Source organism: Candidatus Pristimantibacillus lignocellulolyticus (assembly GCA_023639215.1).
In the GTDB taxonomy this organism is placed as follows: Bacteria; Bacillota; Bacilli; order Paenibacillales; family Paenibacillaceae; genus Pristimantibacillus; species Pristimantibacillus lignocellulolyticus.
The window spans coordinates 5,072,885-5,088,675 of sequence record CP097899.1 but is presented as its reverse complement, the minus strand read 5'-3'; the positions used below and the strand labels follow the sequence as shown (position 1 = coordinate 5,088,675).

The following is a 15,791-nucleotide window of genomic DNA, read 5'->3' as shown; positions in this document are numbered from 1 at the left end:
AAAGAGGCGGTTTTCTTATTGTTAAAATCAACATTTAAATTTAACATAGCTTTTAATTTAATCCACATTATATGAAAAATGAATTTATATGTAAAAGAACTCTAATTATCATTTATGTGTTAATATAAGGAAGTGTTTTATGGTATTAATCATGTTACATATATGGATTTTAGGAGAGTAGTTATGCAAAGAAATATTTGGTATATGGCAATTAGCACGATTGTGTTGCTTGTTATTATTAATAATTGTGTATATTTTTTTATTACTAGAAACATGCTCGTTGAGCAGTTAGATAAAGAGTTAGAAGTACTAGGTAAGCAGATAGAAAGTTCAGTTGAACAGACGCGTAAAGGATCGCAAATGTTCGAGGATCAGATCGGAAGAGAGTTAAGAACTGCATCCATTGCTGCGAAATATGCTTTGAACAATGATATTGAGCAAATATCGAATGATCAACTCACTGAACTTGCTACTGAGTTAGATCTCTCACATATTACTTTACTAAGAAAAATGGATGATAAAGATATTTTATTGTATCGTTCTTCTGATCCTTCGCAAATTATGAAGAGTACTCGAGATTGGGATCCTTGGTTTAGAATTTTTAATGAGTTATTTGACATGAAAGGTATTAGTCATGAATGGGTAGGTACGAGTTTGCCTTCCTTCTGGTCAGGTCCATATGAGGTAGCTTCTACTGACTACAGAAAAGTTTATAAATGGGGTTACTTCTATGACGGTACTACCAATTACATAATTGATCCTTATGTCGATTATAAAGCAGTAGCAAATTACAATAAAGCGACAGGGCTAGATCGTTTATTTGAAAACTTAAAAGAAGCTAACGATTCTATTTTAGAAATAAGTATAGTTAATCCAGACACTTTCCCAAATGATCGTGTCACAGTAAATAATGATGGTTCTGTTCGGAAACATGTTGTACAGCGTCCAGTATTGTATGGTAGCTATGACTTTGTTTCCAGTTATGATGAACAAGATGTGAAAAAGGCTTATTTAGAGTCGGAGAATGTAAGTAGAGAAGAAAAAATAGGTAGTAGTCATACGTATAAAATGTTCATCCCTGTTCAAGTTGCTGATGATAAATTAGCTATGGTGGATGAAGAAGGTACTGAAATGAGTGGATATGTTCTAGTTATCGTATCAGATTATAGTCTTATTAAAGAAAAACTGCTTGAGAGTATTATTAGAGTAGCTTTAATAACGATTATAGTTACTCTTATTATGTTACCAATTGTTATTATTGTTATGAGATATTTCCGCAAATTACGTGATCAGGCTGTACAAGTTGCTCAAGAAACCTATATCGAAGAAATTAATGCTTTGTTCCAATCGATACGATCTCAACGGCATGATTTCATTAATCAAGTTCAGACGATCCATTCTTTAACCAAAATGAAAATGTATGATGAGCTTGAAAAATTTACAGAGGCTATTGCCGGGGAAATACATTATGTAAATGATTTTATTAATATAGGCAATCCAACGGTTGCAGCACTTGTGAGATCAAAAATATCACAAGCAGAAGGATTTAAAATTGATTTTGTGCGTGATGTGAAAAGTGTCAATTTGCATGCTCTGGCAGGCAAAACTCTAGATATTAATCGTATACTAGGTAACTTGATCGATAATGCATTTGACGAAGTTCTTAAGCATAGTGAACAGAATCGTAAAGTTATTTTATATGGTCGTGAGCAGGAAGGTATGTTATATTTAAAAGTAACAAATTATTGCAAAGACGCTTGTCAGACTGTAAATAGTCCACTATTCGTTACTGGTTTCACATCCAAGGGCGGCGACCATCAAGGACTTGGCTTATCGATTGTATCTGAGTTAGTTAAGCAATACAAAGGTGAGTTAGAAGTATATGAAGTTGATGAACACTATATCGAATTTTCAGTGAAAATCCCTGTTTAGTCCGCAATTATTTTATAGCTATACATGAGCTGAACCATGCTAATGTATAGCTTTTTATATTGTGTACTTATATAAAGTGATCATTTGCGACTTCAATTAGCGTTGGATTTGAAAAGAATAAGGAAATGATTATAGTTTGAGCGTTTTTTTTGATATAATAGATAGAATGGACAGATTGATGTAGAAAGCAGGTGAAGTAAGAAGCATGCAAATGTATAATCGATTGCTAACGGCCTTTGAACAACTAAGTAGTGAAGGGTCATATTCGAATGTGTTGAAACAAGGCTGGAAGTTATATCAAACTCAAGTCGTACAAAAAGTCAACGTATACGGAACCAATATGATAAATGGCATAGTGAAAGATATAGAACTTCACGCAGTTGTTATCGATTCTGATCATATTCGCTATAGTAGTTGTACTTGCCAGCAACCTGTGTACTGTGAACATATGGCAGCATTACTATTTCAATATTGTAAAATGTTAGAAAATGGAAAGGTTCTTGCTGAGCAAGCATACTTTCAATTATTAGGTCTAGTGCGTGCATCTTCTATTCCATCTGTTACAAATAGCTCTCAATTGGAACAGAATAATGAAGGACTTATAAGCCAACAAGTAGACCCAGAAGAAGTTTTTCAAAAAATGATGCAACAATTTGGTGATGATTGGAAGAAGTGTAAACATTCTTTTCATCCACTTTCTAATACATTAACATCAATAAAAGGTATGGCTAAATCAAGTCAACCCAATATTCAACGATTACACTGGTGTGCTTCCATATTATTCGTGTTATCACTAGGCGAGAGAGCATTACAAGCGGTGGATAGTTTTAGTCGATATTATCATGAAATGACGTTTAAACGACTTGCAGAGCCCTGGAGTAATCAGTTATATGAGCTGCTAGGACTATTGCAAGATGATGCATTGCAACCTTATGAGCGACTATGGATAAGGTCTATGATGAACTTTACATTTGAGAAGGCAACTACTTTTGAGAAACCAATGTTTGAATGGGATTACGCTTACTATAGATTAATTGGTTTCCTTGCTGCAGACGATGAACAAAATGAAGAGTTATTCACTCAATTAGAAAATCTTGTTCAGCTAGAGAATCGTGAATATGTCGTTTCGTTTTTATATGGTTCTATCGCAGTGCTCATGCTTGGTAAAAAGGCCGATGAACGAGCGATTTATTATTTAGATAAATGTCAATTTGATCGCGTGCAACGTATTATTTATCCGATTGTAGAGAATCGAATGAGTAATGGGCAGTGGGATCAAGTTGAGCTATGGATGGATTTTTTGAATGATCATTTTGTGCAAACACAACAAGTTCGCTCGATTGGGCCATTTCTCCAATTGTGTCGTAAAGGAAGTCAACAACAACCGGGTAACTCCAAATGGCTGAAATATATGGTTGAATTTCTTCCCCATTCATATGCGGCACTCTCTGAGCATTATATTAATGAGCAGCAATATAAGGATTGGGCAGATTTGCAACTTTATATGGGACGTAAACCAGAAGATTTCAAAGCCAATGAGTTACAACCGATTGAGAAGTATGCACCCTCGGTGTTATTACCGATGTACCATCAAGCCATTGAATTATCCATTCATAGTCGTAACCGGCAAGGATATAGAACAGCTGCCAAGCATATGAAAAAGCTACATGGCTTGTATGAGCAACTAGAGAAGCCAAATGTATGGAGAAGTTATTTCGATATGATGCAAAGCCGTTATAATAGATTGCGGGCATTTCAGGAAGAACTTCTGAAAGGAAAGTTATTGTAATGAAGATGAGTTTCGGCATACAGCCTTTGGCTTTAGATGGAATATGGGGTAAGAGAGAAGAGAAATATGAGATCATTTTACGTGTGGATGGCTGGAAAGAAACAACCTTCGGTCAATTGCGCAGTTATATATTCGGTTGGCATGTCCCGTCTTGGTATGGTACAGAAATTGAAGAAAGTAAATTAAATGGTAGAACGATTCTCATTTTAACGCCGAAACAAGCTTTAGAGTTTTTGGCAGCTCCAGCACCATTATCTTTACTGAATATTCAGTATTCAGAACGTTTACTATTACTGCAACAATTAGCGCAGTTCTATTTGAAGTGCTTGGAAAATGGAGAGTTTGAGCCGGAAACAGCGAATTGGAACACGCATACTACGGCATGGAGACCACTCCAAAATTCGGTCCCTATTGAACAGATTGATGAATGGTGGGAGAAAGCAAAACAATATGGTTTTGATGGAATCGGAAACTGGTTCAGTCATATTGTGAATGATATTATTGAAAATGAATCAACGGTTAGACGAAGCTGGAATGCGCTTCTTGATGTAACAGGTGATGCATTGCTTATGAATAAAGTTAACGATGAAGAAGAGTGGTTAACTGCGGTTGGTTTTAAAGAAGATGTGTTACCTTATAAACTTGCAATTGCACTTCATGAGCCAACTAATCGCTCAAAAACATGGTTCCTCCGTACATCTATATATAATGTAAATGATGAGCAATGGTATAGTTTAAGTTTTAACAGTGCGGCGCAGAGTTGGTCCATGATTAATAGTGATGGGATTGCTACTTCAATTAATGAGCCATGGAGCGCAACATTACATGAGAAGCTCCAACGTGAACGTCTACGCTATCAAAGTGTTATCGACAACACACTAATAAGCGATGAATATGATGTTTTGCAACATCCTTTAACCGAAGATGAAGCATGGAAGTTTTTAGAGTATGAAAGTGCCGCTTTATTATCTTCAGGTTGTAAAGTAATATTGCCAGCTTGGTGGGAAAGTGTTAAAAATCGCAAGCTGAAAATGAAGGGGAAAGTCAAATCCTCGTTAGGATCGGCTGCTGAACCGATGTTTGGTTTAGATCAAATTGTACAGTTTGATTGGAAATTTGCAATTGGTGACAAAGAGATCAGTGAAGATGATTTTATGAGTATTGCAGCAAGCAATCGAAAATTAGTTCAACTTGGTGATCAATGGGTTTATTTGAGCGCTGAAGATGTGGCTCAAGTTAAAAAATGGTTAAAAAATGTTCATCGTAAAAAGGGTCTTACATTCAGTGATGTTCTGCAAATGCATTTAAGAGGTGAACATGCTGATTGGATTGATGAAGAACTTGATTATGACCTGGACACAGAGATAGAGTTGAATGATCATTTGAAAAAATGGTTGATGCAATTACAAAATGTTCAAGATATTCCGTTAATCGAGACTCCTTCTACATTTCTTGGAGAATTACGCCCGTACCAACAACAAGGTGCATCATGGCTTATTTTCTTGCGTCAATTTGGTCTAGGAGCAGTACTGGCTGATGACATGGGACTTGGGAAAACTATTCAATACATGGCCTACTTATCTTACGTGAAGCACAATCAATTGCGTAAAAGTGAAGCACCATCATTACTGATCTGTCCAACTTCGGTAATTGGTAACTGGGAAAGAGAATTGAAGCGTTTTGTCCCAAGTTTAAATATTGTTCTGCATTATGGTACGAAACGTCCTCGGGATGCTCAATTTGCACAATCTATTAAAGATGCTGATCTAGTTATTACGTCTTATGCTTTGGCTCAAATTGATTCTGATGACCTTCAAACTTATGAGTGGGATTCACTTTGCTTGGATGAAGCTCAAAATATTAAAAATGCTTATACGAAACAAGCTGGAGCAATTCGAAAACTTCAAGCGTTGCAACGTATTGCATTAACAGGAACACCGATGGAGAATAGATTAACGGAATTATGGTCAATCTATGATTTTATTAATCCTGGGTATTTAGGTAGCTTATATCAATTCCGTAAATCGATGATTGCACCTATAGAGCGTGAGAAGGATGAGAAGCGCATTGCAGGCTTGCAACGTTGGGTGAAGCCATTTATGTTGCGTCGTGTGAAGAAGGACCCTACAATATCGTTATCCCTTCCTGAAAAGCAAGAAGCAAAGAGCTTTATGCCACTTACTACAGAACAAGTATCGCTGTATGAGGGAATCGTTAGTGAATTGCTAGATAAACTTCATAAAGAAACACCTATGCAACGTAGAGGTTTAATTCTGGGATCATTAACGAAGTTAAAGCAACTTTGCGATCATCCAGCATTACTACTGCATCAAGAAACGAAGAAACAGTGGGAAATTACACGTTCAAGTAAGCTCGAACGATTGGTTGAACTTGTTGATGAAATTGCTGAGTTAGGTGAACGTTGTCTTATCTTTACGCAATATATTGAAATGGGTAATCAAATCCAGCGGATCTTGGAGCAACGTTATGAGATAAAAGTACCATATTTGCATGGAGCAATACCGAAGCAAAAAAGGGATGAAATGATTGAAGCATTCCAAGATGAAGCGATCCCACATGTAGCTTTCGTATTGTCATTAAAAGCTGGTGGTACTGGTCTGAACTTAACAGCTGCCAATCATGTTATTCATTTTGACCGATGGTGGAATCCTGCTGTTGAAAATCAAGCAACAGATCGTGCATTCCGGATTGGTCAGACGAGGCAGGTTCAAGTACACAAATTTATTACGATTGGTACGTTAGAAGAGAAAATTGATGAGATGATAGATGGGAAACAACAATTGAATGATCAAATTGTACGTCAATCTGATCAATGGATAACAGAGTTAAGCACAGATGATTTGAAAGAGTTGTTTACACTACGAGACTCTTGGCTTAAGGAGTGATCGGAATGAGTAATGAAAATAATGTGGGAATATCAGAAATATCAGAGCATCGAGATCGACAAATCTCTATAGATGAGATTAAAGAAGAGCTTAAACGAATAGAACCAAGTGAACCGCAAAAAGAGGAGAGTGTAGCAGAAGCTACACCTCCTCTAACAGCTAACTCTAACTGGAAAGCATTATATCGCGATATAGCTAATTATGCGAAAACATTAAGACAAACGAATGATGAGTAAGTAGTAATCAGCTTATCTCATAAAGTGATCGTAGGTAATATCATGTAATATATATGCGAGGAAGAAAATAACGGATGGATTTTCATAATGATGCTGAATATGAGTCAATTGTTGCTCGTACTTGCTGACATAATGTGGATTATTGCGCATTTCAAGATTGCTTTTGATGAGTGCGTCAAGTTTATCGGCGATATCCACTAACATTCCTTCATAACTGTCATCTTTGGCATGTACGAGAAAATCCATCATATCTTCTTGCATGAATGCAGGTAAATTACTCACCATATCTCTTGCAACTTGTTGCTCAAAATTGATGAACGCTTGTTTAATTTCGTTAGATGAGCGTTTGATCGGTGAAGCAACATCTCCGCTAACCCCTTCAACAACATCATGCATGATTGATTTCCCAAGAATGGCATACATATTGATATGTTCCTTATTATATTTCTCTTTTTCCAAATGAGCGTTGAATAGACATAATGCAGCAACTCGGAAAGAGTGGGTTGCATCATTATCTGGAATAAGATTAAAGCTTCCACCCCAACGATCAATAAGATCTAAATTAAGGATGTAGTCTAGAAATTGAGCAACGCCTTCATCTTGTTCTAATGCCAACAGCAACCAACGAATAGATTCGAATTTACTTTGCATTAATGAATTTCGTAATTGTTCGTAACGTTCAGTGAAATAACTTTGATGTTGTAAACTGCTTTCGCGTCTACAAAACAGCATCGCATCGAAAGAATCGATAGCCTTCATAAGGTTACCTGTATAACTATTATCTTCAGCTTGAACGATATATTCGGTAAAACTAGGTTGGAGTGACTTAGATAAATAGGCTACGAATTCTTTATTAACTTCATTTTCTAATTTTATAATATGTGGTGAAAGGGTCTGTTCTTTTTTGGTAACATACTTAATAGAACCAGTTACCGTTTCGTTCAAATCATGAAGTAAAGCTTTGCCAATTAATTCAGATGGTAAGATTGGCTTATGGTATAATCGAGTTTCTATTATACTTATTAGTACAGCTATTGCTGCGCATCGAAAACTATGACTTGCGGCATTATCTTTATATCTTGGAGAAAACTCTTGCCAGCGAGAGACATATTGCATCTGAAAAATGGCTTTTACATAATGACTATTATTCATTTTTTCACCTCATCTGCTGCTTGAAGTCGAGTAGGCAACAATATTTTTCTTCTCATAAATGATTATAACCTTTATTGATTGAAACAACTAGATATTGGAAAGAAGGAACCGGCAATGGCTTCATTCGGTCTGACTATAAATGACTGGTTTGAAAAATATATGTTTGTTATTGTTCCATTTGTTATGATCATCGGTATCTGTTTTGGTGAACCAATAAATGAGTACGTAGGTTTAGTACCTTATCTGTTTGCCTTTGTTACTGTAGCGATGGCGATCGGCTGTAGTTTACAACAAGTTAGAGTTGTTATTGCAAAACCATTGCAAATATCTTATTTTCTAATTATTATTCATATCGCTGTGCCCGTTATTGTATACGTTTTTGCAGGGCTTATATTTGGATATCATTCTCCATATGTAGTAGGTCTTGTTATGTTCACATTAATTCCTGTTGGCATATCATCAGTGATGTGGGTGTCCATGACAAGTGGGAACGTCTCACTTATATTAGCGATTGTAGTGATTGATTCTTTGTTAAGTCCATTTATTATTACAATAGGACTAAAAACATTTTTTAGTAGTGTAATTGAAGTGAATACAAGTCAGATGATGATTGATTTATTATTAATTGTGGTCCTACCAACGTTAGTAGGCATCACTTTGAACGAATGGTCGAAAGGTACAATACAAAGTAAAGTTAAGCCGATCGTTGCACCATTATCTAAACTTTGTTTTGTTATCGTTATATTACTAAATGCGTCAGCTATTACGCCGTATCTACATGATCTGAAAAGTGATATTGTAAAAATTATTCCATTTTCCATTGTTATTGTTATAGTAAGTTATGCTATAGGTTATGTTACAGTAATGAGAAAAAGTGAGAGGTCTCTACAAGTAACGATGTCCTATGCTTCAGGCATAAGAAATGTTTCATTAGGAATCGTTATTGCAATGAGTTATTTCAGTCCCAGTACTGCGGTACCTATTCTTATCGGAGTACTGTTACAGCAACCGATCGCAACGTTATATTCGTTATTTTTACAAAAAATTAATAATCGCACATATAGCCAAAGTAACTAGACAGGGGTACGATGGTAGTACTATCTATTCAAGGAGAGGGAACAATGTTTAGTTTTCGCACAAGACTCACTATCATTATTATTTCCATGGTCGCATTATCTGTTGTTGCCTCAGGATTATTAATGTTGAACACATTCAAAGAAAATCATATTCAAGTATTAGAAGAAACACTTGAGAGAGAAATGCGCCTAATTGCAGCACAAATGGATTGGGTATCAGGTGATAATGAAGACGTTATTAACTACTATACTAATCAAGCAACTATGCTTCAGGAACTTATGGATTCTCGTGTTACATTTATTAAATCAGATGGGACAGTACTTGGAGACTCCAGTTTTAAAGCGACTGAAATGGACAACCATAGTAGTCGTGAAGAAATTATTGGGGCTTTGGAATCAGGTATAGGTAAAAGTATTCGTGCAAGTGATACACTTCATAAAAGTATGCTATATGTTGCAATTCCTATTACGAACGATATCATTGATGATACATATGTCATTAGACTTGCAATGAGCCTTGATGAAGTGGAGCAGTCGATTAACAGTTTAACGATGGTACTTATCGTTGGATTAATTATACTATTCGTAATAGCGGCGTTAACAAGCTATCGAATTGCACTTAGCTTAACAAAACCTTTAGAGAAAATTACACAAGTAGCTAAGCGAATTAAAAATATGGATTATCGTGCTCGTGTGGAAGGAATTAAGCAAGATGAAATAGGGGAACTAGGTAATGCGATTAATGCAATGGCAGAAAGCCTTCAGATTCAAATGGCTAGAATCCGCCAAAATGAAAACCATCTACAAAGTGTCCTTTCTAATATGATCAATGGTGTAGTAATGATGGATGCTAACGGCTTAATTCTAATTATGAATGAGCGAGCTGAAAACATTCTTGGTGTATCTGCGCGTAAGTTGATTGGAAAACCGTATAGTGACATTAAGCAGCAATATGAGCTTTCACAATTGATTGTGGAAGGGTATGATACGAAGGAATTTATTCATGAAGAAATTACGTTCTACTATCCAGAAGAACGATTGTTAGAACTCAATCTTGTGCCGATCTATCATGGAAATAGTTCAGATTTTGGTGGAATTCTTCTTGTACTGCAAGACGTATCGGCAATTAGACGTCTAGAGCGGATGCGTAGTGAGTTTGTTGCTAACGTATCGCATGAGCTGAAAACGCCAATCGCTGCAGTAAAAGGATTTGCTGAGACATTACTTGGTGGCGCAGTGAAAGACGAAGAAACGACTCGCTCTTTCTTGCAAATTATATATGATGAGAGTGAACGATTGAATCGATTAATTGGCGATATATTAGAATTATCCAAAATCGAATCAAGGCGTGCCCCACTAATGTTAACACCAGTTGATATTAATGAATTTATGTGTAATACAATTGCTATTCTCGAAGTCAGTGCGATTCGTAAAAACATTCATGTTAATATGACTTCACCAGAAGAGTTTTATATGGAAGCAGATGAAGATCGACTTCGTCAAATTCTAGTTAATTTATTGAGTAATGCGATAAATTACACACCAGAAGGTGGTACTATTAACATCGTCATTTCTGAGACGAAAGAAGAAAATATTCTAATTTCTATATCTGATACGGGGATTGGTATTCCTGAGAAAGACCTTCCACGTATATTTGAACGATTCTATCGTGTAGATAAAGCTCGTTCTCGTATTTCTGGAGGAACTGGTCTTGGATTATCGATCGTTAAGCATCTTGTTGAACTGCATAAAGGAACGATTTCTGTAAGCAGTACTGTAGGAGTAGGTACCAAATTTACAATTGAATTACCAAGTATACAATAACAGGTAGTTCAAAAACAGTCACTTGTGATCACGATGCTATTGCTTCGAAGTTGATTCGGCATCGAAGCTGCCATTCATCGCTTGCTGTAGTGCTCGTGTACCAATAACGTACACTCCGCTCCGCGCGTAACTAGCTTCATGGCATTTTCTCGGTACTGACAAGCGAATGTTTTGAACATGCTTAATATTTATATTTACCTAACTTTTATATTAATGTTACACTGTTAAATAGAAATAATGCATGCGGCTTATTGTACGTGTAGCTTTTGGAGGTAGGAACATGTCGAATAAGATATTAGTTATCGAGGATGAACCGACATTATCAAGGTTGTTATCTTATAATTTAATTCAAGAAGGCTATGACACAACTGTGATTGAACATGGTGGAGATGGCCTGCAAGCCGCGTTACAAGGAAATTTTGATCTAATTATTTTGGATATCATGCTTCCAGGTATGAATGGTTTTGAGATTTTGAATCGACTACATCAGAATAATGTGCGAACTCCAGTTGTTATTCTAACAGCTCGTAATGCAGAAGAAGAAGTCGTACAAGGATTAAAACATGGTGCAGACGACTATATTACGAAACCATTTGGTGTTGCGGAACTTCTTGCACGTGTATCGGCAGTTTTACGAAGAACGCAAAACGAGGACCCGAAACCACTTTTATCTAACGAGAAAGTGATTCAAGCTGGGGAACTGTCTATTTATCCAGAAAAGTATGAGGTCAACGTGCAGGGACAACCTATTTCACTACGACCAAAAGAATTTGAAGTGTTATTATATCTTGTTCAACGTCCAGGTATGGTAATAAGTCGCGACGATCTCATGAATGTTGTGTGGGGCTTCGATTACATTGGTGGTCAGCGAACAGTAGATGTCCACGTAAGTTCATTACGTAAAAAGCTAGAACTTGAACAGCAATCTGTAAGAATTGAATCTATCCGTGGTGTCGGATATAAACTTGTGATGCCGAAGAAGCTTGTGCAGCCCTTGAAATAGGATGTACAAGCTTTTTCTTTTGGATCGATTGTGATCACGATGTATCGCTACGTAGATTATTCGACGTCGAATATGCCATTCATCGCTTGTTCCGTGTGCTCACGTACACAAAACGTACGCTGCGCTACTCACTTTACTATCTTCATGTCATCTTCTCGGTGCTGACAACCGATCATGCTTCGGGGTTTTAAAGAGATTTGAGGGTGAGTTCAGGGAAGAGGGGCTCCTATTGAACTTTCCTTTGGAATGTCTAAAGATTTGCCTATTCCGTAAGCGGATTGTACTTTCAGGATTGCACAGATTTGAGGGTAAGTTCAGGGAAGCGGTGCTCCTATTGAACTTTCCTTTGGAATGTCCAAAGATTCGCTTATTTCGTAAGTGGGTTGTGTCTCCAGGATTGCACAGATTTGAGGGTGAGTTCAGGGAAGCGGTGCTCCTATTGAACTTTCCTTTGGAATGTCCAAAGATTCGCCTATTTCGTAAGCGGGTTGTACTTTCAGGATTGCACAGATTTGTGGGTGAGTCGTGGGAAGCGGGTCTCCTATTGAACTTTCCTTTGGAATGAATGTTCAAAGATTCGCCTACTTCGTAAGCGAATTGTACTTTCAGGATTGCGTGGCTTAAGCTCTGAGGCACAAACAGGGATTTTTTCCCTGTTTGTGGATAGTTGCTTTTCTTAAAAGCGATTTAGTATGGCTTTTCAGTATCAATAAAGTGATTAGTTCATGCTGTCTTTTTCTTGTACCATAGAAGTCTTTTTTGGTACAAAGAAGACTATTATTAAACCTACAATAGCAATTAACAACATATAGAAGTACGTGTCACTTGCAGCCGATATCTGTCCTGCATTTGAACCTTTTGCATGAGATAGTGATTGAATGGTATAGATTGTGACAATGACAGCTGTTCCGACTGCACCTGCTAACTGACGAATGGTATTATTAATGGCAGAGCCATGCGCTCCTAGTTCTCTTGGTAGAGCATTTAATGCTGCAGTATTCAAAGGCATTGTAATAAAACTTAAACCTATTCGCAAAATAATCGTACGTACTAATACATACATATACGTAGTAGAAGAAGTTAGATCGATAACACTCCACATGGAAAATGCAATTAAACTCATCCCTATAATAAATAACGGTTTCGCACCATACTTGTCAAAGAGCTTTCCTGTAACCGGAGATAAAAATGCATTGATAATTGCTCCAGGCAATAGTAACAATCCTGCTTCTAATGCAGTAAAGCCTTGACCGTCCTGCAAATAAATCGGTAGTAAAATTAAATCGGCATACATTAGAATAGTTACTGCAATATTAACAATCGTTGTCATTGTAAACATTTTATATTTAAACACAGACATATTTAGTAATGGATCGTTTGAAGCAATTTGACGTTTATAAAATAGTACAGTAGTACCAAGTCCTACAGCAATTGTAGTGATCACTAGCCAATCTCCCCAACCTCTACTACCTGCACTACTAAAGCCAAATAGTAAAAAGCCAAAACCAACTGACGAGTAAATGACACTCAAAACATCAAGTTTTACTTTTGATGTTTCTGCTACATTGAATAAATACTTATAGGCTAATAAAATTATGATGGATATGAATGGGATTAATCCAATAAAGAGCCATCTCCAAGACACATATTCCAATATATAGCCTGCTATGGTCGGTGCTATTGCAGGTGCAAAGATAATCGCAAATCCAACTTTCCCCATGGCAGCACCACGTTCTTCTACTGGATATAAATATAAAATGACCGTCATCATTAATGGTATGATAATACCTGCCCCTGCAGCTTGAATCATTCGTCCCGTTAGCAACACTCCAAAATTCATTGCGCATGCACTAACAATAGAACCTATTAATATAAAGAGCATTGAGCTAATAAATAATTGACGCGTAGTAAATCGCTTCATAAAAAATGCAGTTAGTGGCACCATTATACCATTCACTAACATAAATCCTGTCGCTAACCATTGAATCGTTGCTGGTGCTACATTAAAAATAACCATTAAATCACTAAGGGCTACATTGAGTAACGTTTGATTTAACGTTGACAAAAAACAACCTGCTATCATTACAATTAACAGTAGTTTCTTAGTGTTTTTCTTAACTTCCAATTGCATATAATTTCTCCTTAAGTTATGATGATTTCATCGACACTATGTCTATAAAATACATTAACAATTTCCTGTGTTTGTTACAATAAACAATATGCTGCACATTGTCGACAACTCGGCATGGACTCTATATATGTCCTATAAATTAGATTTATTAGACAGAGGGTGATGAATTGTATAGAAAAGAAGATCCTCGTACTATTCGTACAAGAGAAATGATTAAAAATGCGGCACTTGTACTATTACAAGAAGGGTACACAGTTAATGATTTAACAGTACAGAAAGTGACACAGCAAGCTTCATTAAACCGCACGACCTTTTATTTGCATTATCAAGATATTCCTAATTTAATCACTGGGCTAACAGAAGAAATTGTACAGGGATTATCTCAAAAGATTGATTTACTAATTCAGACACAAGATATATCAGAGAGTAAGCAACTCATTCTTTTACTCGATTATTTATATAATCAGCGGCAACATCTACTTGTATTATTCAAAGTAGAACAATTCGAAGGGCAACTCTTTGTGCTAATGAGAAGATTAATTAGTTCCAGAAGAGATAATATTATTAAATCTCCTACTAAAAAATATGTTGATATTGACATCAAAGCGTCATCATTAGTAGGCATTATTATGTGGTGGTTAAAAAATGGATTAAATTATAGTTCTGAATACATTGCAGAACATATTCAGATATTGTACAAGCGTTGAGTAAAATTCTCGACAAACAAAAGAGCAGGTTCTACGAAGTCGTAGAAACTGCTCTTTTGTTTGATATTATTCGCTTTGATGGTCTGGTTTCCATTGCAACATCTTTTTCTGATATTGCTTAGGTGAACAATCATTATGTTTTTTGAACATTTTATAGAAATGAGCCATGTTCGGCATCCCAATTTTTTCGCCAATTTCAGTAATGCTAATATCTTTTGTAAGCAATAATCTTTCAGCTCGTTTCACTTTTCTGTAATTTACATATTCCGTGAATGAAAAGCCAATTGATTTTTTGAAATATTTTACGAAGTAGTAGTAGCTCATGTTCGCTATTCGACACACTTCTTCTACTTGAATGCGATCAGTAAGATGTTCCTCGACATAATCGAGCACTGGTTTCAATCTTACTTTATCGAATGAATCTTGCTCTGCAAGTACCTTCTTATGATCATTGCGTAATAGAATTAACAAAATTTGCTTAATTAGAATACTAACAGCGATTTCATATCCTCGCTGGCGAGTAGAGGCTTCATGCAGTATTTGACTAATGCAGTTTGCAGTTTCTTGCTTGACTGCTTCATTTTCATGAAAAATATAATTAGCTTGGCTTAAAGGTATATGTGTTTCTGAGAAATAGCGCATATATGAAATTGATCCTTGATCGAAGAAGTGCTCCAGATCAAACTGTACGACTATATAATCAAGATCTTCTGAGCAGTAATCACGATGAAGTTCAGATGTGCCAATAATACATACATCTCCAGCTTTCATGATCATACTTTCAGCTTCCATGTAAATATCTAATTGGCCTTTCAATATTAAAATTAATTCAAGTTGTTTATGGTGATGCCAATCAGTCCTAGTATTATGCTCGCGATGAGTTTGAAATACTTTAATACTTAAAAGAGGGTTATCATATGATACTCGCTCGTTAACTGCCTCCAACATAACCACTCCTTAAACTTTTTGTTACTTCACAGACTGCTTCAATGTAAGAAAAGTACTTAAACTTTTCATTTATGTCTCGACTATACT

At 36.2% G+C, this 15,791-nt stretch carries 11 protein-coding genes; 8 read left to right on the top strand and 3 right to left on the bottom strand.

The window, feature by feature from the left end:
* Positions 1-183 precede the first annotated feature (183 nt).
* From NAG76_22225 to NAG76_22210, 4 genes are all read left to right on the top strand, one after another.
* Positions 184-1,932, top strand: coding sequence for a GHKL domain-containing protein (locus tag NAG76_22225; protein URN94501.1), 1,749 nt, complete (start codon positions 184-186; stop codon positions 1,930-1,932).
* A 205-nt stretch (positions 1,933-2,137) separates the two neighbouring features.
* Positions 2,138-3,721 carry a hypothetical protein gene (locus NAG76_22220; GenBank protein URN94500.1) on the top strand — a complete coding sequence of 528 codons (1,584 nt, stop codon included), beginning with the start codon at positions 2,138-2,140 and terminating at the stop codon, positions 3,719-3,721.
* On the top strand, positions 3,721-6,627 hold the full coding sequence (locus NAG76_22215; GenBank protein URN94499.1) for a DEAD/DEAH box helicase: 2,907 nt from the start codon (positions 3,721-3,723) through the stop codon (positions 6,625-6,627). The genes NAG76_22220 and NAG76_22215 overlap by 1 nt, the downstream gene beginning before the upstream one ends.
* Positions 6,628-6,632: 5 nt before the next feature.
* Positions 6,633-6,863, top strand: coding sequence for a hypothetical protein (locus tag NAG76_22210; GenBank protein ID URN94498.1), 231 nt, complete (start codon positions 6,633-6,635; stop codon positions 6,861-6,863).
* A 12-nt stretch (positions 6,864-6,875) separates the two neighbouring features.
* On the opposite strand, the gene NAG76_22205 is transcribed toward NAG76_22210, so the two are convergent.
* Positions 6,876-8,015, bottom strand: a complete 1,140-nt coding sequence (locus NAG76_22205) for an HD domain-containing protein (protein URN94497.1) — start codon at positions 8,013-8,015, stop codon at positions 6,876-6,878.
* A 114-nt stretch (positions 8,016-8,129) separates the two neighbouring features.
* Here NAG76_22205 and NAG76_22200 point away from each other — a divergent pair, with 114 nt between their 5' ends.
* The 3 genes from NAG76_22200 (at position 8,130) to NAG76_22190 (ending at position 11,918) form a co-directional block, all read left to right on the top strand.
* Positions 8,130-9,092: a bile acid:sodium symporter family protein gene (locus tag NAG76_22200; protein URN94496.1), complete on the top strand. Its 963-nt coding sequence runs from the start codon at positions 8,130-8,132 to the stop codon at positions 9,090-9,092.
* Positions 9,093-9,136: 44 nt separating this feature from the next.
* Positions 9,137-10,915: a cell wall metabolism sensor histidine kinase WalK gene (locus tag NAG76_22195; GenBank protein URN94495.1), complete on the top strand. Its 1,779-nt coding sequence runs from the start codon at positions 9,137-9,139 to the stop codon at positions 10,913-10,915.
* Between the two features lie 280 nt (positions 10,916-11,195).
* Positions 11,196-11,918, top strand: a complete 723-nt coding sequence (locus tag NAG76_22190) for a response regulator transcription factor (GenBank protein URN94494.1) — start codon at positions 11,196-11,198, stop codon at positions 11,916-11,918.
* A 718-nt stretch (positions 11,919-12,636) separates the two neighbouring features.
* Here NAG76_22190 and NAG76_22185 read toward each other — a convergent pair.
* On the bottom strand, positions 12,637-14,049 hold the full coding sequence (locus NAG76_22185) for a DHA2 family efflux MFS transporter permease subunit (GenBank protein ID URN94493.1): 1,413 nt from the start codon (positions 14,047-14,049) through the stop codon (positions 12,637-12,639).
* Positions 14,050-14,258: 209 nt separating this feature from the next.
* Here NAG76_22185 and NAG76_22180 point away from each other — a divergent pair, with 209 nt between their 5' ends.
* Positions 14,259-14,756, top strand: a complete 498-nt coding sequence (locus tag NAG76_22180; GenBank protein URN96909.1) for a TetR family transcriptional regulator C-terminal domain-containing protein — start codon at positions 14,259-14,261, stop codon at positions 14,754-14,756.
* Positions 14,757-14,822: 66 nt separating this feature from the next.
* Here the strand turns inward: NAG76_22180 and NAG76_22175 are convergent, their stop codons facing one another.
* A complete protein-coding gene (locus NAG76_22175) occupies positions 14,823-15,701 on the bottom strand; it encodes an AraC family transcriptional regulator (protein ID URN94492.1) in 879 nt (292 codons plus the stop codon).
* Between the last annotated feature and the right edge of the window lie 90 nt (positions 15,702-15,791).